We start from the raw sequence: 22070 nt of genomic DNA on the forward strand, positions 1-22070 counted from the left end.
TCAGCCCAGATTCTGGTCTTACCAGTTTCGTAAATTTGGCAGGAATTTATCCAGAAAACGTGTGGTTGCCGGCATGAAGTGGGAGCCATGGTGGTAGCATGGATCAAGGCTCGTTATGACCAGACGACCATTATAGCTTGTCTCATCAATATAGAAGATTGAGCGATTGTCCCTATCGGTGACAAGGGTTTGTGCCCCATCTGCCGGTTCGTACCAGCCATGCAGATGCCAGGTGACGTCAAGATCACTCATTCCCTTCAGTAGGGGATGATCTGGCTTTTCAATTGTGACGCCAAGATTTGCATGCGGTTCCAGCCACCACCAGTAGTTTGTTTCTACCGGATGAAATGTCACGTTTGGGAGCCACTTATCCTGGAATGTTTCGCCCATCGCAATAATTGTACCGCCCTGTTCCATAAAACGGAACAAATGGGGTAGAACTGCACTTAGACGCTTCGGATGTGTTCTGCTGGGAATATAGAGTTTGTCGATACCTGCGAGAGTTGTCTCATTCACATCTTCCGGGATGATCAGCTTGTCGAATAGATCACGGTAGCGTGGGGCTTCAAGTGTTTCGAAATGATAGTAAGCCCCAGGTTGTAGAGCGGCTAATGTTGAGGACATAAGATGCTTCCTGTCGCTTTAAGATGCTGACTGGGCATTATTAACCCAGTTGACGAGATTGTTGGTAAGGCGACGGTTGATTGGCTCATCAGCGGAAATATTCCAGATGTCATTGCCTGCATGCGAGAAAATCTCGCCACCCGCAGGGCGCTGCCAGATCCAGTCAAGAGGAGCTTTAGCAGGGCCAACACCCGTCAGGGCAACGGCTCCAGAAGGCATCTGGTTGTGGCCTCGGCCATAGAAACCGGCTACGCCTTTTCGGACACCGCAGGCTACCCTGTCTATCCCTTCAAAGATTGGGTGCTCGCCTAAAACAGTGAGCAGCAAGCCGGATTTGCCAACCTTCTCTGCGGGAATATATGTGCCCACGCCTTCAAGATAGGGACGGATGACATGGCCATTGATCGCAATGCGCCCACCACGGTCCAACAATTTTGAGAACCATGGAAGCCAGTTAACAGCCCGATTCTGGTCAATATGCATGGTAATAATAGCGGCTGGAGCCTCTTCAATGTCATGCTGGGTAACATCACCTTCCCATATTTCGCGCAACTTTCCCTGAGCAACATAATCATCAAAAGGAGAGGCATGCTGTTCGTTTTTGAAATGTGACCAGATTAGAATGGGGACAGGGGACATAGATATGTTTTCCTTGGTCTGGATGAATCAGAATTTGACAGAGGCTGCCGGACATTTCCGGCAGAGAGAGAAACTTGGAATGACCAGTGATTGTTCTTCTGCCTGATTATCGAGCCGGATAAACTGCATATCGACACCATAAAGGCGGGTGAGGTTATCAGTTTTCAGAGTCTCGTTGACGGTTCCATGTATCGTTGAACCATCTGGCATCATCATGAGTACATCATCAGCAACATTAAGTGCATGATTTGGATTATGGGTCGTGAAGATGATCGATTTATCGCTCTCCTGGCTAATATCTGTCAGAATATCGAGTAGCCGCATTTCATTATGAAGGTCGAGAGCTGCTGCTGGTTCATCCAGAATGAGGACATCAGCTCCTGTCGCAATCGCCCGTGCCAGAAGAACAAGCTGCCGTTCCCCGCCTGAAAGTCTGAGAAAAGGTGTATCCGTTAGATGTGCAACACCGACCCGTGCCATTGCCTCAAGGGCAATGTTTTGCTCTTTCTTATCCGGACGGCCAAAAAGCCCTAAAGAGGCGGCTCGACCCATGACTACAATATCAAGAGCAGAATAAGGATGAGCAAGCATAACGGCCTGTGGGACATAGCCGACTATTTTGGGAGCATGCCGTAGTCCGCTATTCATCTTCTGCTGCCCAAGAAGAGTGCGAAGAAGTGTTGTTTTACCTCGGCCGTTCGGGCCAAGAATGGCGGTCGTCCGGTTTTTGGGAAAGTGAAGAGAAACATTATCAAGAATAACGCGGCTGCCAAAGCGAACTGTTACATCTGAAAGCATAATCATTGCATCCGCTCCCGATAATGGCTGCGTAGAAGAACTGCAAATACGGGTGCTCCGACAAGGGCAGTGAGGGCTCCAAGTGGAATTTCAGCGGCTGTCATCGTTCTGGCTAATGTATCGGCAAAGATCAGGAAGGCAGCCCCCAGAATGGCGGATGCGGGAATAACCACTCGATTATCCTGTCCCATAATCATGCGTACGGTATGGGGAATAACGAGGCCAATCCAGCCGATGACTCCGGAAACTGAAACCTGACTGCCGACAATAATTGTGACAGCAAGAAAAATGATCCAGCGTTCGATATCTGGGTTGGCTCCAAGACTGCGAGCCTCAGCATCATCCAATGACAGGATATTGAGACGAAACCTCATGGCCATAATCAGAAGTGTTCCCATAATGAGCCCCGGTGCAGCAAGAGTAAGCTTCTGCCATGTGGCTGAAGCCATGGAACCCATTAACCAGTAGACGATAGCAGGAAGAGAACCATTCGGGTCCGCCAGAAACTGGGAGAGAGAAACAAGGGCACCAAATAAAGCTGAGATGACAATACCGGCCAGAATGACAGTAATGATTTCAGAACGACCATTAATTCGTGCTAGGAGGCCGACAAAAACAAGTGCTATCAAGCCCGAAGCAAAGGAAAGTCCGAGTAGGGCAAGACCCCACCAGCCAAGCACAATTGCCAGAACACCACCAAAAGCTGCCCCAGGCGAGATACCGAGGATTTGAGGAGAAACGAGAGGATTGCGGAATACCGCTTGTAAGGCTGCTCCTGCAACAGCAAGTCCAGCTCCGGCAAAACCAGCCAGAATAATACGGGGGATGCGTACCAGCAGGATGATCCGCTCATCTATCTGATTGATAAGCAGACCGGGAGTGAACAACCAGTTGAAGACGATTTCCAGAGCGCGTGCGGGTGTGATTGAAAAACGGCCTGCACATAGTCCAAAAAAGATACTGCCCAGCAAGACAACTGACAGGATGAGAAAAGCAACAGCCTGTTTGGCAAGCCTGCGGTTCTCCATCTCTCCTGTTTTAAGAGAAGTGGGGAGCCGTATATTTTCTGCGCGGGAGGTTAACAATGTCAGCTTCTCAGTCGGCTTTAAAGATAGCGTAGTTTTTGGAACTACCTTGCATTTTAACCCAGAGAACCTCATCAATGTCAGAAGCCGTCAGATCATAGCCATAAAGTGATTTATATGCTTTCTGCATCTCTGCACGCAGATCAAACTTAAAGACACCTGGCTGGAGCAGATTGGCAACCCACATCCATGTTAATGGCGATTCCTGATTGGGTGGATCCCAGCGATAGCCACCAAGCGGCATCTTGTAGACACGTTTTTCCTTCGCAGCTTTGGTCATAGATAAAACAGGATCATTATATATGAAATCCGTTGTGAGATTGCCCTCAAAACTATTCAGGAAAATTACCTCAGGATCCCATTGTGCAACCTGTTCAGGGCTGACAGGCTTGGCCCCAGTAATATCCTTGGCGGCGTTGACGCCACCTCCGAGCCTGATCCAGAAATCCATATAGCTCTGGCCCGGTCCAACAGCAATCAGGCCGGTTAGGGCACGTTGCAGATAAAGAGTCCGCGGCTTCTGATCGTTGGCAATCTTATCAGTTTTTTCCTGAATATCTGACTGTACTTTTTCACGCCAGTCGATGAGCGGATTAATTCGTTCTTCCTTATTCATTGCTTTAGCGGTAATCCGCATGAACTGACGTCCTTGCTCCTCTGTTCCGTAGGTCACAAACATGGCTTTTAAACCTGCATTGAGCAGCGGAGCCATAGCACCATCACCGATGTCACCCCACTGGATAACAAGATCAGGATTAACAGACGCAAGTTCTTCTACATTGGGAATAAAATCAGTTCCCGCAATAGCAGAGGAGATATCCTTGGCTTCCGGGAATATTTGTCCAAGAATTCCCTCTTCAATGGCGCTTTTGGCAAGGGGGTTCATGCCAACCAGTTTCTTGGTTGATCCGTCAATTGCAATGATCGTCGAAGCCAGAGGAATTGGGATAGATGCAATGCGTTCTGCAGGTTTGTCCAGTGTTACTGGACGCCCGATCATATCGGTGAATGATATTTCTTCTGCAATTGCTGGTAAAGATAGTAGCACAGAAAAAGAAAATGCTAAAAAAGTATAAGTGCGAACCCCCATCAGCTTATTCCTTATTTGGGATGTGTAGAAAGAGCTAATGGCAAAATAAGAATTGGCTAGCAAACAATAATTGCTTCATTTTAATTATTAAAAATAAAGAAATGTGGATATGTTTAGGTTGTAATTATTTTAAATAATAATCTTGTGATTTGATATTGTTAAGTTATTCTTCTTGAAAAAAAGGACGCCTCACAAATGAATTTGTAAGGCGTTATCATATTTATTTCTTGTTTCCGTCTTGATCGAACTGCTTCATATAGGCGATGAGATCAGAAATTTTCTTTTCATCTTTGACGCCAACGAAAATCATTTTTGTCTTTGGAATTTTCTTCCGCGGATCTTTAATGTATTCGCGGAAAACCTCTTCATCCCAAACAATGCCAGAGTTTTTGTTTGCTTCAGAGTAATTGAAGCCTGGGATTGAACCTGACTGGCGGCCAAATAGTCCATTCATAAGTGGGCCTGTCATATTTTTTGCTTTGGGACCAATTTGATGGCAGGCACGGCACTGAATAAAGACCTTCTCACCCGCAGCCGGATCCCCTGCCTCCTGCGCGTGTGCAGCCCCCATGCCCAATAGTGATAAGGCAATGACAGAAATAAGTTTGTACATTGGTTATTCCCCACTCTGATATTCTAAAATCTCACTTATGCATTAGAGAACGCATGCATAGAACACAGATGAGGGATAGCACACCCTTTTCGCCCCGTCTCGTATAGATATAGCTTAGGTTGTTTGAGGACAATCTAAATGATTTATCAGTTTGAACTGCGGACGCCTTTCATCCGGATTAGGACGCGGCCGCCTGTTCCTCTGTCATAGCTTTCTATTGTAGCGCTGCCCTCTGTGCGCCAGTCAATTTTATCGGCGTTGTGCCGACCTTTGGAGGAAAATCCTGTTTCACCACGAACGCTGCCGCCAATGCGGATGCAGGTGTCAGAGCCGGGTGTTTTAAAAAATCCTGCGCCGTATTCAGGGCATGCCTGCATTGTGTCAGATGGAGAAGGCGCTTTTGGAAAAGGTTTCTCACTCGCATAAGCGGTGCCACTGGTTACAAGAACGAGTGTCAAAGCTGATGCAGAAATAGTCTGTCTGATGATATCCGGCATAGAATCGTCCCAAAGCACTTTCAGTTGGCACAGTAATGCAAACATTCTGGCGCATTTGTGGCTTAACGATAGCAGCTTGTGTACGACTGGCAAGCTTAAATACGAGAAACTTTTTGAGGAATGCAGAAGTGGCTGCAAAGCCCCGCGTTAACGACAATTTTCATAAATACAGGATTTCAGCTGATTTGAGATTTTTTTACTGATAGGCTTCTTGACACTGATCTTCCCCATACATATCTGAAAGTCGCTGGCACTCTCATCGGGACAGTGCTAACATCAATTTCCAGATGACCCGGAAATGTATCCGGGCATTGTTAAAACCTTTATTATAAAGAGGGCCATTAGATATGAAGTTCCGTCCTTTGCACGACCGTGTTGTCGTCCGTCGCGTTGAAAGCGAAGAAAAGACAAAAGGTGGTATCATTATTCCGGATACAGCCAAGGAAAAGCCACAGGAAGGCGAAATCGTCGCTGTCGGCCCAGGTATCCGTGACGACAATGGCAAGCTGGTTGCACTTGATGTCAAGAAGGGCGATCGCGTCCTGTTTGGCAAGTGGTCCGGTACTGAAATCAAGCTTGATGGTGAAGATCTCCTGATCATGAAGGAATCTGACATCATGGGCGTTCTGTCCAAGTAATTTCAGCGCATCGTCGCTATTTTCCTGAAAACATATTTGAATTGAGAGGCTAAGCTTATGGCTGCCAAAGAAGTAAAATTCGGAACAGAAGCTCGCGAAAAGATGCTTCGCGGTGTTGATATTCTTGCAAACGCCGTCAAGGTTACACTTGGTCCTAAGGGCCGTAACGTTGTTATCGATCGTTCTTTCGGTGCTCCACGCATCACAAAAGACGGTGTTAGCGTTGCCAAGGAAATCGAACTTGCAGATAAGTTCGAAAACATGGGCGCCCAGATGGTCCGTGAAGTTGCTTCCAAGACCAACGACATCGCTGGTGACGGTACAACAACAGCAACTGTTCTGGCTCAGGCTATCGTTCGTGAAGGTGCCAAGGCTGTTACAGCCGGCATGAACCCAATGGATCTGAAGCGCGGTATTGATCTGGCAACAGCAGAGGCTATTGCTGATATCCAGAAGCGCGCCAAGAAGGTTAAGTCTTCTGAAGAAATCACACAGGTTGGTACAGTTTCCGCTAACGGCGATCGCTCCGTTGGTGAAATGATTGCCAAGGCTATGCAGAAGGTCGGCAACGAAGGCGTTATCACTGTTGAAGAAGCCAAGAGCCTCGAAACAGAACTCGACGTTGTTGAAGGTATGCAGTTCGATCGTGGTTACCTGTCTCCATACTTCATCACAAATGCTGAGAAGATGGTCGCAGAACTCGAAGACCCATACATTCTCATTCATGAGAAGAAGCTGACATCACTGCAGCCAATGCTGCCAGTTCTGGAAGCAGTTGTTCAGACAGGCAAGCCTCTGCTGATCATCGCTGAAGACGTTGAAGGTGAAGCTCTTGCAACACTCGTCGTCAACAAGCTGCGCGGTGGTCTGAAGATCGCTGCTGTTAAGGCTCCTGGCTTCGGTGACCGTCGTAAGGCCATGCTGGAAGATATCGCTATCCTCACAGCTGGTCAGACAATCTCTGAAGACCTCGGTATCAAGCTTGAGACAGTTACCCTTGCTCAGCTCGGTCGTGCAAAGCGCGTCCGCATCGACAAGGAAAACACAACGATCATCGATGGTGCCGGTAAGAAGAAGGACATCGAAGCTCGCGTTGCTCAGATCAAGGGTCAGATCGAAGAAACAACATCTGACTACGATCGTGAAAAGCTTCAGGAACGTCTTGCTAAGCTCGCTGGCGGTGTTGCCGTTCTGCGCGTTGGTGGCGTTACCGAAATCGAAGTTAAGGAAAAGAAGGATCGCGTTGACGATGCTCTGAACGCAACCCGCGCTGCTGTTGAAGAAGGTATTGTCCCAGGTGGTGGTACAGCTCTTCTCCGCGCTAAGGCTGCTGTTGCAAAGCTGAAGAGCGATAACTCCGATATCCAGGCTGGTATTCACATTGTTGCCAAGGCTTTGGAAGCTCCTATTCGCCAGATTGCTGAAAACGCAGGTGTCGAAGGCTCTATCGTTGTTGGCAAGATTGCTGAAAACACAAAGTCGGTTACACTCGGCTTTAATGCTCAGACGGAAGAATTCGTCGATATGGTTGATGCAGGTATTATCGACCCGGCTAAGGTTGTCCGTGCAGCTCTGCAGGATGCCGCATCTGTTGCAGGTCTTCTGATCACAACTGAAGCTATGGTTGCTGAACTGCCACGCAAAGATCCAGCTCCAGCAATGCCTGCTGGTGGTATGGGCGGTATGGATTTCTAATAATCCAAACCCATCAAATAAGAAGCCCCGGATTTTCCGGGGCTTTTTTTGTTTTTTAAATCTGGCTTTTCTTGAATGCTTTTATTTAATCGGTTACCAACGGCATTCAGTTAGAGGATTTGATATGATCATTAAGCGGGTTGTCCGTATTTTAGGCATCACTCTATTTGTTGCTGTCGTTTTGATTGGGCAACGCTGGTATTCTTATGTCACGAATACCAAGAACCCATATGACAGCGTTGGTATTGATATTAATTCACGTATGCCAGGCCCCATCCGTAAATGGGGATGCGATCAGCTGAAGGCCAATTTCCCAGGAAGGCTACCTCCCTATGGATGTCAGGCCGCTGATGGAACAAATGGTTGGATATAAAAACAAAAATTCCGGTCAAATGCCGGAGTTTTTGTTTAAGGGGTCGGTTCTCAGTTAGGTAGAAATCTGTAGTGTCCCGTTATCTTGAACTGGAAAAGGCTATCCTCTTCACGGGTTCCCCTACCAATATTATGAATGACGAGAGGAGTTATTCCATCTGCAGCCTTCTTGTCTGAGATAATCAGGATATGAGGCAGATTACCCGGCAGCATCTGGGTAACGATATCACCCGGTTGATAGTCTGACGGTGAGTTTGTGACAGGCAGCACTTTTGCGTGGCGCTTAAAGAATACCTGAAGATTAGGAACACGGCGATGATCGATGTTGGAGTCTGGACGGCTCAGGCCCCAGTTCTTCGGGTATATTGAGAAATTTGATTTCATATCCCTGTTGACGCCAGCCTGAAGATCATAAGTGAAGGCATCGCGATAGGCCCGGATGATAACGTCTGTACAGACGCCTTTACTACGGTCAACATCACCATTGGGAAAGGACAGGCGCGTATAGCTTGGGTCATAACTAAGCGTGACACCAACTTGACTTCTGGCAGATCTGATCAGTTTCTGAATTTGGTTTTGCTGTACCGTTTGTCCTGAAGTGTCATGGGCTGCTGATGCAGCATATGCCTGTCCTGCTGCAAGAGAACTAATCAGTACAAACGTGCCAATGATGGTTTTGAATTTCTGCATATTTCTCTGCCCTTTGTCGTTATTAACGATGGTAAAGGCAGAGTGTTAAGAAACTGTGAGATAGGATTGTGCTGTTCGGCAACCTGTTCAAAACAGATTGCCGAAATAATAAACAGAACGAGCTTTAGCTGTTTTTATTCTTGTTTTCAGTAAACATTTTGTTTTCCTGAGCGACAGCATTGAGGTCTTTCAGAAAATAACTGGCAGAAGGTGAAAGTCGTTTGTTCTGTTTCTGAACAATACCAATCTTCCGATACAGATGAGGCGAGTGGACCGGGGCGTAGTCGAGCCCTTTTGTTGATCCGTTACCAATTGCTGAGTTGGGGAGAATTGTAATACCGATATTGGCACGCGTCATGGCAAGTGCTGTTGCCATGAAATTTGCTTCCTGTGCTATCTGGACTTCCAGGCCGCTTTCAATAAGTTCACGATCAATCATCTTACGCAGGCTGCTGCTGCGGTTTGTCAGAATAAGTGGAAACTCGGTGCAGTCCTTAAGTGTGATTTTACCGGATTTCTTTGACTGCAGGGGGTGATCCTCCGGGAAGAAGACGCATAACTGCTCAGTCAGAAATTCATCAATAATAATTTCCCTGTCGGGCAAAACTTTCATACCAACGCCGAAATCAACCTGTTCCAGTTTAACCATCTCGATGATCTGTTCGGCGTCGATATCATATATCTGAACTGAGACCCCGGGATACTTCTCCTGAAAAATGCGAATGGTTTTTGGGATAAGGCTTGAAGAAATGGACGGCATCGCGGCAATGCGTACTGTACCGCTTCGCAATTGAGCACGGTCGTTGCTGAAGTTCATGACAGCATCAAGGTCTGTCAGTAATTGTTCAAGCGGCTCAAGCAGATTTCTACCAACATCCGTTAAACGAACCTGCCGACGGTTTCTGTCAAAGAGGATAACGGAGAGGGTTTCCTCCAGCTGGTGAATCTGCACTGTGAGAGTTGGCTGAGAAATACCCAGCTCCTCCGCTGCCCGTGTAAAACTCAGGTGTCTTGCAAGAGCGAGGAACGATTTAATTTGACGAAAATTCGGTATGCTGGTTGTCGTATTCACGTGTGACTGCTTCCAATATATGTTTAATTTACCCCCGGTTTTGCAGGTGATGTTTATTTGGAAATGGAGCAGTTATTGCTGTTTTCAATGATATTTATACAATTTAGACTTTAATGTTAGCGACTTGCATAAGTATAAGAAAAAGCCGGGTGATACACCCGGCTAAAAATTTAAAGATTCTATTGACTTAGAAAGCCGGGATAACTGATCCCTTAAAATGCTCATCAACGAATTTTTTAACTTCATCTGAGTGATAGACAGCCAGAAGTGGCTTGATCCATGGTTTGTCTGTATCAGCTTCACGAACAACAAGAACATTCGCATAAGGGCCGTCACGACCTTCAATCAGGATTGCGTCCTTGACTGGGTTGCCCCCATTGGCAACAACGAAGTTTGTGTTTACGCCTGCCGCGTCAACATCTTCCAGGGTACGAATGGTCTGGGCTGGTTCAACTTCAAGTATCTTAAAGTTCTTCTTGTTCTCGGTCACATCCAGAACCGTTGGAATCAGACCTACCTTGGGATCTACCTTCAGGATACCTTTTGATTGCAAAAGCAGTAATGCACGTCCCCCATTTGTCGGGTCATTTGGAATGGCAAGTGTTGCGCCATCTGGAAGCTGTTCCCAGTTCTTATACTTCTTTGAATAGAAGCCCATTGGGAAGGTGACTGTCTGCCCGATGACGGCAAACTTGAAACCTTTGTCTGCTGAATGTTTATCAAGATAAGGCTTATGCTGGAATGAATTCAGATCAAGGTCGCCGTCAGCAAGTGCCTGATTGGGAATGACATAATCATTGAAAACGAAGATTTCGAGATCAAGCCCGGCTTTTGCTGCCAAAGGTTTGATGAATTCGGCGATCTCAGCATGCGGGCCTGCTGTTACACCAAGCTTTAGCTTTGTCTTTTCCTGTGCTGCGGCAGGCAGGATGGATGAAAGGATCAGAAGTGCAGCGAGTCCAAATTTTTTTAATGACATGGAATTTCCTCCCATTATGGGGACATATGTTGGCCTGATAAAAGAGTTGCGTTTCCTGTTCGCGCTGCCAGTTTTGGCAGCGCGTTGCTTATGAAATAATGGATTGTAGGAGTTAGAAAGCTGTCAGAACAGCGCCTTTGTACTTCTCTTCGACAAATTTCTTCATCTCAGGAGACTGGTAAGCTTCAATAACAGCCTTGACCCATGGCTTGTCTTTATCAGCTTCACGCACAACAAGGATATTGGCATAAGGACCATCTGGACCTTCAAGAAGAAGTGCATCGCGCTTTGGATTACCACCGCTTGCAACGATGAAGTCTGTGTTGACGGAAGCTGCATCAACATCTGAAAGTGTACGCTGTGTCTGTGCAGCTTCAACTTCAATGAACTTCAGATTCTTCGGATTCTCAACGATGTCTAGGCTTGAAGGAACAAGGCCTGAACCTTCACGAAGCTTGATGACGCCATTTGCCTGGAGCAGGAGAAGGGCACGACCACCATTGGAAGGATCGTTCTGGATTGCGATTGTTGCGCCATCCGGAATTTCGCTCCAGCTTGTGTATTTCTTGGAGTAGATCCCCATCGGGAATACAAGGGTCTTGGCAACGTTGGCCAGTTTATAGCCGCGGTCTGCAATCTGCTTATCCAGAAATGGCTTGTGCTGGAATGAATTCAAATCAAGATCACCACTTGATACAGCTTCGTTCGGCACATTGTAATCCGAGAAATCGAGTTCTTTCAGCTCAATACCCTGCTTGGCAAGCAAGGGTTTGACGACCTCAAGAATTTCTGAGTGCGGACCAGGTGTGACACCGATCTTCAGAGTTGTTTTTGTCTGTGCGCTTGCAGGCAAGGCAGAGGCAATAAGGAAGAGTGCAGCAAGACCAATTTTTTTCAGTGACATGATCGGGCTCCTTGAAAAGACATTATCGATCAGGAAAGGGAATCTGGTTTAGGGGTATTACGGATGATCACACGCTTGTTGATGCGTCGGGATATATATTCGCCGAACATCTGGACAAGCTGGTTGACCACAATAAGCAGCACAACAATGACATTCATGACGTCGATCTTGTTCTGGGCATAACCCCAGCGCAATGCCACGTCACCAAGACCGCCACCACCAATAGCGCCCACCATGGCAGAGAAGCCAATAAGGGAGATAATGGCAAGGGTCAGGACAAGAACAATACCGGGCAGGGATTCCGGGAGCAGAACCTTCCAGATAATCTGGAACGGATTGGCACCGAAAGCACGCGCAGCTTCAACAAGACCCTGATCGACCTCACGAATATGCGTCTCGACAAGACGTGCAATGAAGGGGATGGCTGCAATCGTTAAAGGTACAATTGCAGCAGCTGTTCCGATAGCGGAGCCGACAACCCAGCGGGTAATCGGGAAGATGTAAACCGCCAGAATGATAAACGGAATTGCGCGCAGAGCATTGACGATCGCGCCGACAATCCGGCTTGTTATCGGCATAGCCAGAAGTTCCCCACGTTTGCTGGTTGCAAGGAAAACGCCAAGCGGAATACCAATGACAGTTGCAATCAGGGTTGCAATACCGACCATCAGGGCTGTCTGAAAGAACGGCTCAACAATCAGCTTGTCAAAACGCTGGAAGACAAATGAGTTGGTGATAGTCTCAAGGCTAAAATCAGTCCACATAACCAAGGACCTCCGTATCAAGATGGCGGACCTTCAGGAAGGTGAGGGCCTTATCAAGCAGTTTGGGATCAGATGGCAAGCTGACAGTGATGATTCCAAACGGACGGCCACCGACTTCATCAATCGAACCAGAAACAATATTTGCAGCAATATCAGCTTCGGTTGCGAGCTGTGCAAGTACCGGATCTGTCGCATGAGGCCCGCGGAAGATGATGCGAACAACCGCTTCGCTCTTGGGACCCGGTGTGGCTTTAAGTTTAGCTGCAACACTTGGAGGCAGTGCGCGACCACTCTCATGACCGAGGAAGCTGCGGGTGACATCATGTGCAGGACGCGTAAAGATATCAAAGACATCGCCCTGCTCGACGATATGACCGTGCTCAATGACAGCAACCTGATTGGCGATGGAGCGGACGACGGCCATTTCATGGGTGATCAGAACAATCGTCAATCCAAGTTCGCGATTGATATTGCTGAGCAGTTCAAGAATGGAACGTGTTGTTTCCGGATCAAGAGCCGAGGTTGCCTCATCAGACAGAAGAACTTCAGGATTGGTTGCAAGAGCGCGGGCAATACCAACGCGCTGCTTCTGACCACCGGAAAGCTCAGATGGGTAGCGATCCTTGCGGTCTGACAGACCTACAAGATCAAGTAGTTCATCAACACGCTTGGTAATGTCTGAACGATTGGCACCGGCCAGCTCAAGAGGAAGAGCAATGTTTTGGGCCACTGTCCGGGATGAGAGCAGGTTGAAGTGCTGAAAGATCATACCAATTGAGCGGCGGGCCTGACGCAGGCTAACCTCATCAAATGATGAGATTTCATCGCCATTGACGATGACTGAACCGGAGGTTGGCTTTTCCAATCCATTCAGGAGGCGGATAAGGGTTGATTTGCCAGCGCCAGAACGGCCGATAACGCCGAGAACGTCGCCCTTATTGACAGAAAGATTAACCCCGTCAAGTGCAACATGGGTGCCGCCATCATGGGAGGCGAAAACTTTACGCACATCTTTCAGCTGCACAATCGGTGCTGCTGTCTGATCCTGTGCTACAGTTTTTTCTGCTGTTGAACGCGAATACAAAGCTTTGTCTCTTTATAAAAAGAAAGAACAGTGAAATTTCAGAACTGATTTCTGCCCGAGTTTGTTCGTCGTGTCAATCAAAACGTTCTGAATATCGGAATTGTTCTTCGGTTTGGATGTGAAAAATTGTTGCCCTTATATATGGAAATCACATAGTTGCCTATTTCCTGCTTAAAGAAGATGGCTATCTTCTATGACAGCACATCGTATCAGCATAGAACAAAGTGTACATTTTAACGAACAGGTGAATGGATGATGATCATCGCTTATGCCCTGATTGCATTGGGAATAGGGTTTGTTGCCTCTAATCTGGCAGCTCTCAATGCTGCAATGGCCTTACCGGCAGCAGAAATGTCTGTCGCTCTGGCCAGCGTTTTGATTATACCATTATCCAGTTTTCTACTGGCTGGAGTGACTTTAGCTGCAAGACGTATTCCTCGTTTCTTGGGTACGTTTATTGGTACCTTGGGTATTACGCATATTGTACTGGTGGTCTTGCTTCTTGCTGATACCTTCAATGTTGTGCCGTTCGGATGGAATGCCTATGTGCCGCCGTCATCAATGGCAATTGCCGCAGCCGTTGCATCGGCTCTGATCTACGCCTGTTCCTATATTCCGGTTATTCGTACCATCCTGTCGATTGGTGACCGGTTCTATCGGGCACAGGAGCCAAGTGAACTATCACTGGGTTTTCTGGGAACGATACGCGCTAAAGAAGGCACGATAGCTGTTGGATTGTTGGCCGTAATCATCGCTATCAACTTGATACAGGTCGCATTGTCAGTGCGTTTGAATTTTTTCTCGCGTGATTTGTTTAATGCCCTTCAAACGAAGGATGCATCTGCGTTCTGGTTTCAGATACTCTTTGTGTTCTGTGCGTTTGCTGCCATTTGGGTTGTCGTTGGATTGATGGAACTTATCACGCGTTATTTCATGCAGATACGCTGGCGGTCATATCTAAACCGTTACTATGTCAATAACTGGTTAGGGGATGGTGTCCATTATGAGATGCAGCTGATTGGCAAGGGAACTGATAACCCTGATCAGCGTATTACGGATGATCTGAAAAGCTATGTCCAAAGTACACTCGATCTTTCAATCCAGATATTGAATCAGGTTGCAACACTGGTTTCATTCGTGATTATTCTTTGGGGATTGTCCGCAGGCTTCAGCTTCCCGGGAACAGATTTCCCTGTGCCCGGATTACTTGTTTGGGTGGCTATTCTGTATGCCGGTGTGGGAACTTGGCTGATCCATATGATCGGCCGCCCGTTGATTAACCTGAACTTCAAGCAGGAACAGGTTGAAGCTGATTATCGTTTCTCTCTTGCGCGCATCAGAGAATACAGTGAGCAGATTGCCTTGCTCAAAGGACAGGGAGCAGAAGCAGAAGGTTTGCATCAAAAATTTGGTGCTATTGTTTCCAACTATATGAATATTGCGTGGCGGATGATGAAGATAACCACATTCCGCTTTTCGTTTATGCAGGCGAATGTTGTCTTCCCTTATCTTCTGGTGGCTCCGTATTATTTCATTGGGAAAATAACACTTGGGCAAATGCAGCAGACTGCCGGGGCCTTTGCAAATGTGCAGGATGCATTTAATTTTTTCATTACAGCCTATACGATACTTGCTGCCTATAAAGCCGTTATCAATCGTCTGACTTCTTTTGAGACAGCGATGAAAGGGGCGAGTCAGGAGCAGGCAGAGCAGAAATCAGCTGTTATTACGACAGCAAATGGAAATGATATCTCCCTTGATAATGTTGCTGTTCGCCTGCCGGATGGGCATGAGCTCATTCAGGGGCTGAATACAAAGTTCCGTAAAGGTGAGGCTGTTTTATTGACAGGCCCATCAGGTTCCGGGAAGTCAACATTGTTCCGGACATTGGCTGGTATCTGGCCATTCAGTGGTGGCACGATCGGTGTGCCGCAAGATGATCGATTGATGGAACTGCCACAGAAGCCGTATATTCCGCAGGGCTCTTTACGGGATGCGGTGAGCTATCCCGCAACATCCGGGACCTATTCTGATGATGAGATTAAAGCTGCGCTGGAGGCTGCCAAGCTTGGCCAGTTTACAGAGCATCTTGATGACATGCGCGTTTGGAACCAGACACTATCGCTGGGTGAACAGCAGCGTATTTCTGTAGCGCGTGCTCTTTTGGCAAAACCTGACTGGTTATTGCTTGATGAAGCAACCGCAGCACTGGATGAGAAAACTGAAGAGGATATCTATGGTATTCTCAGATCAGCGCTACCAGAAACGACACTCATTTCTATCGGCCATCGCTCAACCCTACATGCTTATCATGACAGGCGTCTAGAGCTCGAAAAGGGTGGGGATGGAAAGCCTGTGATAACAGATGTGGCAATGGCACATTAGAGATAAGAAAAACCCAGCCTTTTGGCTGGGTTTTTAAATGCATTAAGTTGGCCTGCTGATTACAGCGAGCGCTGGAAGCGCAGATCACCATGACCTGTTTTCATGATCAGCGTGCTGCCAATAATATCCCATTTCTGGGCTGAACGCAGGGCACCAAGGAAGTTCTGCTCAGCCGCATTCAGATTGCCCGGGCATTTACGCTTTGTGAGCGCAATTGGACCAACAGCCAGCGTCTGGTTGCGGAGTGGATAGACCGTTGCAGAATAGGTGTTGCAACCACCAAAGCCACGAGCGCGAAATTGGGAGTCCAGGGAGAAAGAAGGACGCTCTACGCCGCTGGGAATAGGTCTGCCAGAAAGGCTCACGGCAGTCCACGAAGTCCCTGTCGGGAAAATCTTTTCCTGCTGCTTTGGTGTTGGCGGAACAACCTTGCGCCGACCCTCATTTGCACCCTGAGCAAATGCGCTGGTTGAAATTGCAGTCGCGGCAGCGATAAGTACAGCCAGACGGAGCGCTTTCATAGAATATCTCTTTCCTGTCTCGAGTAGACGCCAGCTTGAATTTGTAATCACTCAGACCACACAAGGCCAACGTCTTTAACGGCGTTTTTGTTGCATATCTTGTATACGGTATTTCCCACCAAATAAACCCTAACGACTCTATATGGCGAAAAGTTGGCGTGGAACACTTACCAAATACAGGATTTTTTCTGGTAAAAATTACTCTCCATAAAATTGGTCACTGACCAATTCTTTTTTCCAGTCTGCTGAGAAGCGGGTTCTCTGAGCGGAATATATAATCAAAGCTTCGGACGGTAATATCATCACAGCCAGCATTTTGCAGAGCTTCAACAATCTGGAATATATCCGCATTCCGGCAGTGGAGGGTCAGTCCGTTTGTCTGCTCCCCGAAAATCTGGATAAATCGGAACTGGCCAAGAATTTTGATAACTTCCTGTTTTCTGGAAGCTTCAAAGACCATTGAAATCTCACGGTTGGTGCGGGCTTCTTCCGCTGCTGAGATGCGTGCTAAAACTTGTCTGATAGCAGTTCGCGCACCTTGTCCCCATTGTGCTTTGCAGGAGGCAAAGAGGTTTGCTTCTGAACGCAGCATAACGCCGTCATCAAGTACCTTCAGGCCATTGGCGACAAGGGTTGCGCCAGTGCTGGTGATATCGACGATAATTTCAGCGGAGCCAGAAGCAGGGGCACCTTCGGTTGCGCCAAGGCTCTCGACAATACGATAATCGCTGACGCCCTTATCTGCAAAAAAGCGCCGGGTCAGATTGATGTATTTGGTTGCAACACGCATTTTTGAGCCATGGCGTGTTCTCAGGTCAGAGGCAACTTCATCAAGATCTGCCATCGAGCGAACATCAATCCAGGCCTGTGGGACTGCGACAACAACATTTGCATGGCCGAAACCAAGCGGAGTAATGCTTTCAACATGTTCATCCGCATCTGCAATCTGCTCACGGACAAGGTCTTCACCTGTTACGCCAAGATGAGCTGCGCCACTCGCCAGCTGTGAGACGATTTCTGAAGCGGAGAGGAACAGCACTTCAACGTTTGGAAATCCCTGAATGGAACCACGATAATCACGGGATCCGCGGGAACGTTCCAGTACCAGTCCGGCACGTGAGAAAAATGCCATGGCATTTTCCTGCAGGCGCCCTTTGGACGGCACGGCAATAATAAGCTTGTCTTGTTCGTTCTTTGTCATCAGTTTCCAAAGCCTCAGCTGAGGTTTCCGGGAAGTCTGTCCAGCCAGAAGGAGCATCCGACAGCGGGTATTGCTTCTTTGGCTCCAAGATGTTGCACAAGGCCGTCATAGCGGCCTCCGCCAACAACAGGTTTATGCTCTTTACGGTTCAGGTCGAATATCTCGAAAATGAACCCACTATAGTAATCAAGGTTTCTGGCAAATTTTGCAGAGAACTTGCATTTGCCGATATTGATGCCCCGTGCTGCCATAAACCCGGTTCGTTCTTCAAAAGTATCTATCGCTTTTGACAGATCAAGTCTGAAGGTTTCAGCCAGATTGCGTAGTTTCAGAGCGGCCTGATCCGGATCTCCTGAAATACCCTGATAAACCTCAAGCACTTTAATGGCTTCGTCAGGGATATCAGAATGGGCGGCTGCACGAGACAGAAAGCGGGCTGCTATATCTCCTGGTGTACGTCCGCCAATACTATCTATCCCGGCAATTGAGAGAAGGTCTTCGACCATTGCTCTGGCAGCTTTAGGATCGAGACCATCAATCGCATTGAGAAGTCCTGCGTGCTCATCAAGGCCAACAGCTTCTGGAGTTGAAAGAGCTGAGATGTCTGTACCTGAAACAACAGCCCGTAGAATACGACGTTTGGCAGATGGTGCAACTTTCAGAGCATCAATGATGGCAGCCAAAACGCCCATATCCGAAAATGTGATTTCGGTTGCCTCTAAGCCAAGCATTGTCAGCCCATCAAGAGCAAGTGCCAGAATTTCCGCATCTGCTGCCGTTATGTCTTTACGGCCAAGGGACTCAATCCCTGCTTGCAGAAATTCTCCACTCTCGCCAATCCGCTGTCTGAAAACAGGGCCGAGATATGAGTAATTTGCAGGGTGCCCGTTATGCTGGGCGATATGATCACGACATACTGGAATTGTGTATTCAGGGCGCAGGCAGAGTTTTTCGCCATCATATCCTTCTGTCACGAAAAGACGGCGACGGATATCTTCACCTGAAAGCTCAATAAAAACATCAGCGGGTTGCATGACTGCCGGTTCAACGCGTGTGTAGCCCTCGCGCTCGAACAGCGCAATGAGTGCCTGCATTGCAGCTTGGCCTTGTTGCGTCATGGTATCTCCTTTACCGGGGTGATCATTCCCAGAATATCTTCTCATGTTATGTAGCAACCCGTTTGATGAAAGGCGATGACTTTTTCATGGAAAGGTGAACGGCGTGTATTTTGACATTCCAGTAGAATATGCTACTAGGGCCTCATGATTATGAACCTTGCCACTAACCGCGCTTATTATACGTCGTTCCCATAGGAGCGGCGCGGGTTCAGTCATTTGCAACGATTGCCGCCGCTAAGGCGGCTTTTGTTTTTAGAAAATGGTCTCCTTAGCGGCCTAACCGCGAGAAAGAGACCAATGACCAGTACATCAGAAAACACAGATCATAATTTCCGCTCTAAAGCCCTGACAGAACTTTTCGGTCGTGGTTTTGGGAACCAGTGCACCAATCTGACAGGCTTGGACGAAAAGCTGAACTCTGAGGTTGTGCCGGTCTACATCGGTTTCGATGCGACAGCCGATAGTCTGCACGTTGGGCATCTTGTGCCCATCATGTGCTTACGTCACCTGCAACGCTCTGGTCATAAGCCGATTGTTCTGATGGGCGGAGGTACAACCCGTATTGGTGACCCGAGCTTCCGTTCAGATGCCCGCCCGATGCTGTCTGACGAACAGATCGATGAGAATATCCGTGGCATTCGCAAGGTATTCGAGCGCTTCCTGAAGTTTGGTGATGGGCCAACCGATGCTGTCATGCTCAACAATGCAGACTGGCTAAATGATTTGCGCTACATCGATATGCTGCGTGAAATCGGCGTTCACTTCTCAGTCAATCGTATGCTGTCTTTTGATAGTGTGAAGTCACGACTCGAACGACAGGATAATATGAGTTTTCTTGAGTTCAACTACATGATCCTGCAGGGCTATGACTTCCTGGAGCTTTTCCGTCGTGCCAAGTGCGGATTGCAGATGGGTGGCTCTGATCAGTGGGGCAATATCATCAATGGCATTGAACTCGTTCGCCGTATTGAGCGCAGCGAAGTTTTTGGCTTGACCATGCCACTCCTGACAACGGCGTCCGGTGCCAAGATGGGCAAGACGGCAGCAGGTGCTGTCTGGGTGAATGAAGAGCGCCTGTCGCCTTATGAATACTGGCAGTTCTGGCGCAATACGGATGATGCTGATGTCGGAAAATTCCTGCGTCTGTTTACGGACTTGCCGCTTGATGAGATCGCCAAGCTTGAACAGGCCAAGGATGCCGCACTCAATGAAGTGAAGAAGCTACTTGCTAATGAAGCGACAACCATGGCTCATGGCCAAGAAGCTGCTGAAGCCGCTGCCGAGACAGCGCGTCAGGCATTTGAAGAGGGCGGTAGTGCAGAAGGTTTGCCAGAAATTCACCTCTCTCGTGATGAGGTCGAAGCAGACCTTGCTGTCGTTGATCTTCTGGTTCGGGCAGGTATGACGAAATCCCGCAATGAAGGTGCGCGTCTGATCGCCAATGGCGGTATCCGTATCAATGATGAGCCTGTCGTCAGCAGAGATGATGTTGTCGCAGCGGTAGACCTGAGGGAAGGCCAGACCAAGAAGCTCTCAATTGGCAAAAAGAAACACATCCTTGTGAAAATGATGTGAGAATAAAAAAGGGGCCTAAAAAGGCCCCTTAATAAACTTATGAGAAATGCCGTGCGAGCACTTCTTTAACAGCATCAACCAACTTATCTTCAGATACCGAGAACTGGGCTGGGCGGGCGGCCTTCCATTCGGCATTTGTCGAGAGGTTTTCCGCGGCGCGTGCACCTTCGATCAGATCTTTAATCTCAACCTCACCGCGCTCACGTTCATTAGAGCCCTGAATAATGACGCATGGACTTGAACGTTTATCAGCATATTTCATCTGGGCCTTCATGCCGGATGAGCCGAGATACATTTCAGAGCGAATGCCGGCCTGACGCAGCGTGAAGACCATCTTCTGATAAGCCGCGATCTGGTCTTTATCCATAACGAGAACAACGACAGGGCCGGGCTGTTCGTGACCTGTCACCAATGGGCTGTTAACGGCTTTGAGAGCCGAGAACAGGCGTGAAACACCGATTGAGAAACCGGTTGCCGGAACGGGCTCTGACCGGAAACGGCCAACGAGACCATCATAACGGCCGCCACCGGCAACAGAACCAAAGCGCGTTGGCTGTCCGTCTTCATTGGTCACCGTGAATGTCAGTTCAGCTTCATAAACCGGGCCGGTATAATATTCGAGGCCACGAACAACTGATGGGTCAATGATGACACGGTCTGAGTAATTGGCTGCATCAAGCAGAGCGCCGATTTCTGCCAACTCACTGACACCTTCTTCACCGCGGGCAGAGCCAGAAACGACTGCTGTCAGATTGGCGATTGTCTCAGATGTTGTGGCACCACGCGCTGCCGTGAAGGCGAGAACCTTCTCAATAGATGCGGCATCAAGACCAGCACCTTTTGTGAAGTCACCGCTTTCGTCCTTGCGGCCTGTGCCAAGCAGGGCACGTACGCCATCCGGGCCAAGACGGTCCAGTTTGTCGATGGCACGCAGAACTGTCAGGCGTGTGTGTGCCTTATCGTCACCACCAAGGCCGATCACTTCGAGTACGCCGTCAAGCACTTTACGGTTGTTGATACGAACAACATAGTCACCGCGTTTTATGCCAACCCGCTCAAGCGTATCTGAAGCCATCATGCAGATTTCGGCATCAGCAGCGACAGAAGCCGCACCAACCGTATCAGCATCAAACTGCATAAACTGGCGGAAACGGCCCGGGCCTGGCTTTTCATTGCGGAATACCCAGCCGCAACGATAACTGCGGTATGGTTTTGCCAATGCATCAAAATTTTCGGCAACATGGCGTGCCAGAGGGGCTGTCAGGTCATAGCGCAGTGAGAGCCACTGTTCGTCATCATCCTGAAACGAAAAGACACCTTCATTCGGGCGATCCTGATCTGGTAGGAATTTGCCAAGCGCATCGGTATATTCAATGAAAGGCGTTTCAACAGCTTCAAAGCCATAAAGCTCGTAGGTTTCACGAATGGCTGACAGCATTTTTTCTGTTGCAGCGAAATCGGTTGGGGCGCGGTCTGCGAAACCACGAGGAAGACGTGCTTTGAGTTTTTCAGCCTTAGACATTGTTTTTCCGTCGTATCCGGTGTTCATGGGTATAAATTATACCCGAAGTATCTCTTAGAGCGTCGTACCCTGTAAGAGGTATTATTTGCAAGGGGAAAGCATGGTTTTTGTCGTTGGTGCTTGACACATTAGTTTCTCACCTTCAAGGAAATATCAACGACTTAAGCTAATATAGCTGTTTCAGGACATCCCGGTCGGGATAAC

At 48.1% G+C, this 22070-nt stretch carries 22 protein-coding genes; 5 read left to right on the forward strand and 17 right to left on the reverse strand.

From position 1 onward, the window contains the following. Positions 1-18: 18 nt before the first annotated feature. The 7 genes from WJT86_RS03860 to WJT86_RS03890 form a co-directional block, all read right to left on the reverse strand. Complete coding sequence (locus WJT86_RS03860; RefSeq protein WP_346336160.1) at positions 19-624, reverse strand: hypothetical protein; 606 nt, start codon at positions 622-624, stop codon at positions 19-21. Between the two features lie 18 nt (positions 625-642). Beyond that, on the reverse strand, positions 643-1263 hold the full coding sequence (locus WJT86_RS03865) for a hypothetical protein (protein ID WP_346336161.1): 621 nt from the start codon (positions 1261-1263) through the stop codon (positions 643-645). Positions 1264-1290: 27 nt separating this feature from the next. Next, positions 1291-2067, reverse strand: coding sequence for an ABC transporter ATP-binding protein (locus tag WJT86_RS03870; RefSeq protein ID WP_346336162.1), 777 nt, complete (start codon positions 2065-2067; stop codon positions 1291-1293). Beyond that, the gene (locus tag WJT86_RS03875) at positions 2064-3089 is read right to left on the reverse strand and encodes a FecCD family ABC transporter permease (protein WP_346336163.1); all 1026 of its coding nucleotides are present in this window, start codon (positions 3087-3089) and stop codon (positions 2064-2066) included. Before WJT86_RS03875 ends, WJT86_RS03870 begins: the two co-directional genes overlap by 4 nt. Positions 3090-3156: 67 nt before the next feature. Beyond that, positions 3157-4146, reverse strand: coding sequence for an ABC transporter substrate-binding protein (locus WJT86_RS03880; RefSeq protein ID WP_346336164.1), 990 nt, complete (start codon positions 4144-4146; stop codon positions 3157-3159). Between the two features lie 310 nt (positions 4147-4456). Further along, positions 4457-4849, reverse strand: coding sequence for a c-type cytochrome (locus WJT86_RS03885; protein WP_346336165.1), 393 nt, complete (start codon positions 4847-4849; stop codon positions 4457-4459). Positions 4850-4995: 146 nt separating this feature from the next. Next, positions 4996-5346, reverse strand: a complete 351-nt coding sequence (locus WJT86_RS03890) for a porin (protein WP_346336166.1) — start codon at positions 5344-5346, stop codon at positions 4996-4998. 347 nt (positions 5347-5693) lie between these two features. Between WJT86_RS03890 and groES the strand changes: the two genes are divergently transcribed. The 3 genes from groES (at position 5694) to WJT86_RS03905 (ending at position 8052) form a co-directional block, all read left to right on the forward strand. Then, a complete protein-coding gene (gene groES, locus WJT86_RS03895) occupies positions 5694-5984 on the forward strand; it encodes a co-chaperone GroES (protein ID WP_346336167.1) in 291 nt (96 codons plus the stop codon). Positions 5985-6041: 57 nt separating this feature from the next. Then, a complete protein-coding gene (gene groL, locus WJT86_RS03900) occupies positions 6042-7679 on the forward strand; it encodes a chaperonin GroEL (RefSeq protein ID WP_346336168.1) in 1638 nt (545 codons plus the stop codon). A gap of 124 nt (positions 7680-7803) precedes the next feature. Then, positions 7804-8052, forward strand: a complete 249-nt coding sequence (locus WJT86_RS03905) for a hypothetical protein (RefSeq protein WP_346336169.1) — start codon at positions 7804-7806, stop codon at positions 8050-8052. Between the two features lie 50 nt (positions 8053-8102). On the opposite strand, the gene WJT86_RS03910 is transcribed toward WJT86_RS03905, so the two are convergent. The 6 genes from WJT86_RS03910 to WJT86_RS03935 all read right to left on the reverse strand — a co-directional run bounded on the left by WJT86_RS03910 (position 8103) and on the right by WJT86_RS03935 (position 13544). Further along, the gene (locus WJT86_RS03910) at positions 8103-8741 is read right to left on the reverse strand and encodes a DUF1287 domain-containing protein (RefSeq protein ID WP_346336170.1); all 639 of its coding nucleotides are present in this window, start codon (positions 8739-8741) and stop codon (positions 8103-8105) included. Between the two features lie 124 nt (positions 8742-8865). Then, positions 8866-9813: a LysR family transcriptional regulator gene (locus WJT86_RS03915; protein ID WP_346336171.1), complete on the reverse strand. Its 948-nt coding sequence runs from the start codon at positions 9811-9813 to the stop codon at positions 8866-8868. 187 nt (positions 9814-10000) lie between these two features. Next, complete coding sequence (locus WJT86_RS03920) at positions 10001-10792, reverse strand: MetQ/NlpA family ABC transporter substrate-binding protein (protein WP_346336172.1); 792 nt, start codon at positions 10790-10792, stop codon at positions 10001-10003. A gap of 112 nt (positions 10793-10904) precedes the next feature. Then, positions 10905-11696: a MetQ/NlpA family ABC transporter substrate-binding protein gene (locus WJT86_RS03925; protein ID WP_346336173.1), complete on the reverse strand. Its 792-nt coding sequence runs from the start codon at positions 11694-11696 to the stop codon at positions 10905-10907. 29 nt (positions 11697-11725) lie between these two features. After that, positions 11726-12364, reverse strand: a complete 639-nt coding sequence (locus WJT86_RS03930) for a methionine ABC transporter permease (protein ID WP_346336300.1) — start codon at positions 12362-12364, stop codon at positions 11726-11728. A gap of 85 nt (positions 12365-12449) precedes the next feature. Then, on the reverse strand, positions 12450-13544 hold the full coding sequence (locus WJT86_RS03935; RefSeq protein WP_407066899.1) for a methionine ABC transporter ATP-binding protein: 1095 nt from the start codon (positions 13542-13544) through the stop codon (positions 12450-12452). Between the two features lie 252 nt (positions 13545-13796). Between WJT86_RS03935 and WJT86_RS03940 the strand changes: the two genes are divergently transcribed. Further along, complete coding sequence (locus WJT86_RS03940) at positions 13797-15929, forward strand: ABC transporter ATP-binding protein/permease (protein ID WP_346336174.1); 2133 nt, start codon at positions 13797-13799, stop codon at positions 15927-15929. Between the two features lie 59 nt (positions 15930-15988). On the opposite strand, the gene WJT86_RS03945 is transcribed toward WJT86_RS03940, so the two are convergent. From WJT86_RS03945 to WJT86_RS03955, 3 genes are all read right to left on the reverse strand, one after another. Next, entirely contained in the window at positions 15989-16450 is a 462-nt protein-coding gene (locus WJT86_RS03945; RefSeq protein ID WP_346336175.1) for an META domain-containing protein, read from the reverse strand. 217 nt (positions 16451-16667) lie between these two features. Continuing rightward, positions 16668-17651 carry an ATP phosphoribosyltransferase gene (hisG, locus tag WJT86_RS03950; protein WP_346336176.1) on the reverse strand — a complete coding sequence of 328 codons (984 nt, stop codon included), beginning with the start codon at positions 17649-17651 and terminating at the stop codon, positions 16668-16670. A 14-nt stretch (positions 17652-17665) separates the two neighbouring features. Next, positions 17666-18769: an ATP phosphoribosyltransferase regulatory subunit gene (locus tag WJT86_RS03955; RefSeq protein ID WP_346336177.1), complete on the reverse strand. Its 1104-nt coding sequence runs from the start codon at positions 18767-18769 to the stop codon at positions 17666-17668. A 297-nt stretch (positions 18770-19066) separates the two neighbouring features. Between WJT86_RS03955 and tyrS the strand changes: the two genes are divergently transcribed. Next, the gene (gene tyrS, locus WJT86_RS03960; protein WP_346336178.1) at positions 19067-20344 is read left to right on the forward strand and encodes a tyrosine--tRNA ligase; all 1278 of its coding nucleotides are present in this window, start codon (positions 19067-19069) and stop codon (positions 20342-20344) included. Between the two features lie 37 nt (positions 20345-20381). Here tyrS and hisS read toward each other — a convergent pair whose 3' ends face one another. Further along, positions 20382-21866 (reverse strand): histidine--tRNA ligase, encoded by a 1485-nt coding sequence (gene hisS, locus WJT86_RS03965; RefSeq protein ID WP_346336179.1) that lies wholly within the window; start codon positions 21864-21866, stop codon positions 20382-20384. Between the last annotated feature and the right edge of the window lie 204 nt (positions 21867-22070).

It is taken from the genome of Hohaiivirga grylli, from assembly GCF_039655745.1.
In the GTDB taxonomy this organism is placed as follows: domain Bacteria; phylum Pseudomonadota; class Alphaproteobacteria; order Rhizobiales; family Beijerinckiaceae; genus Hohaiivirga; species Hohaiivirga grylli.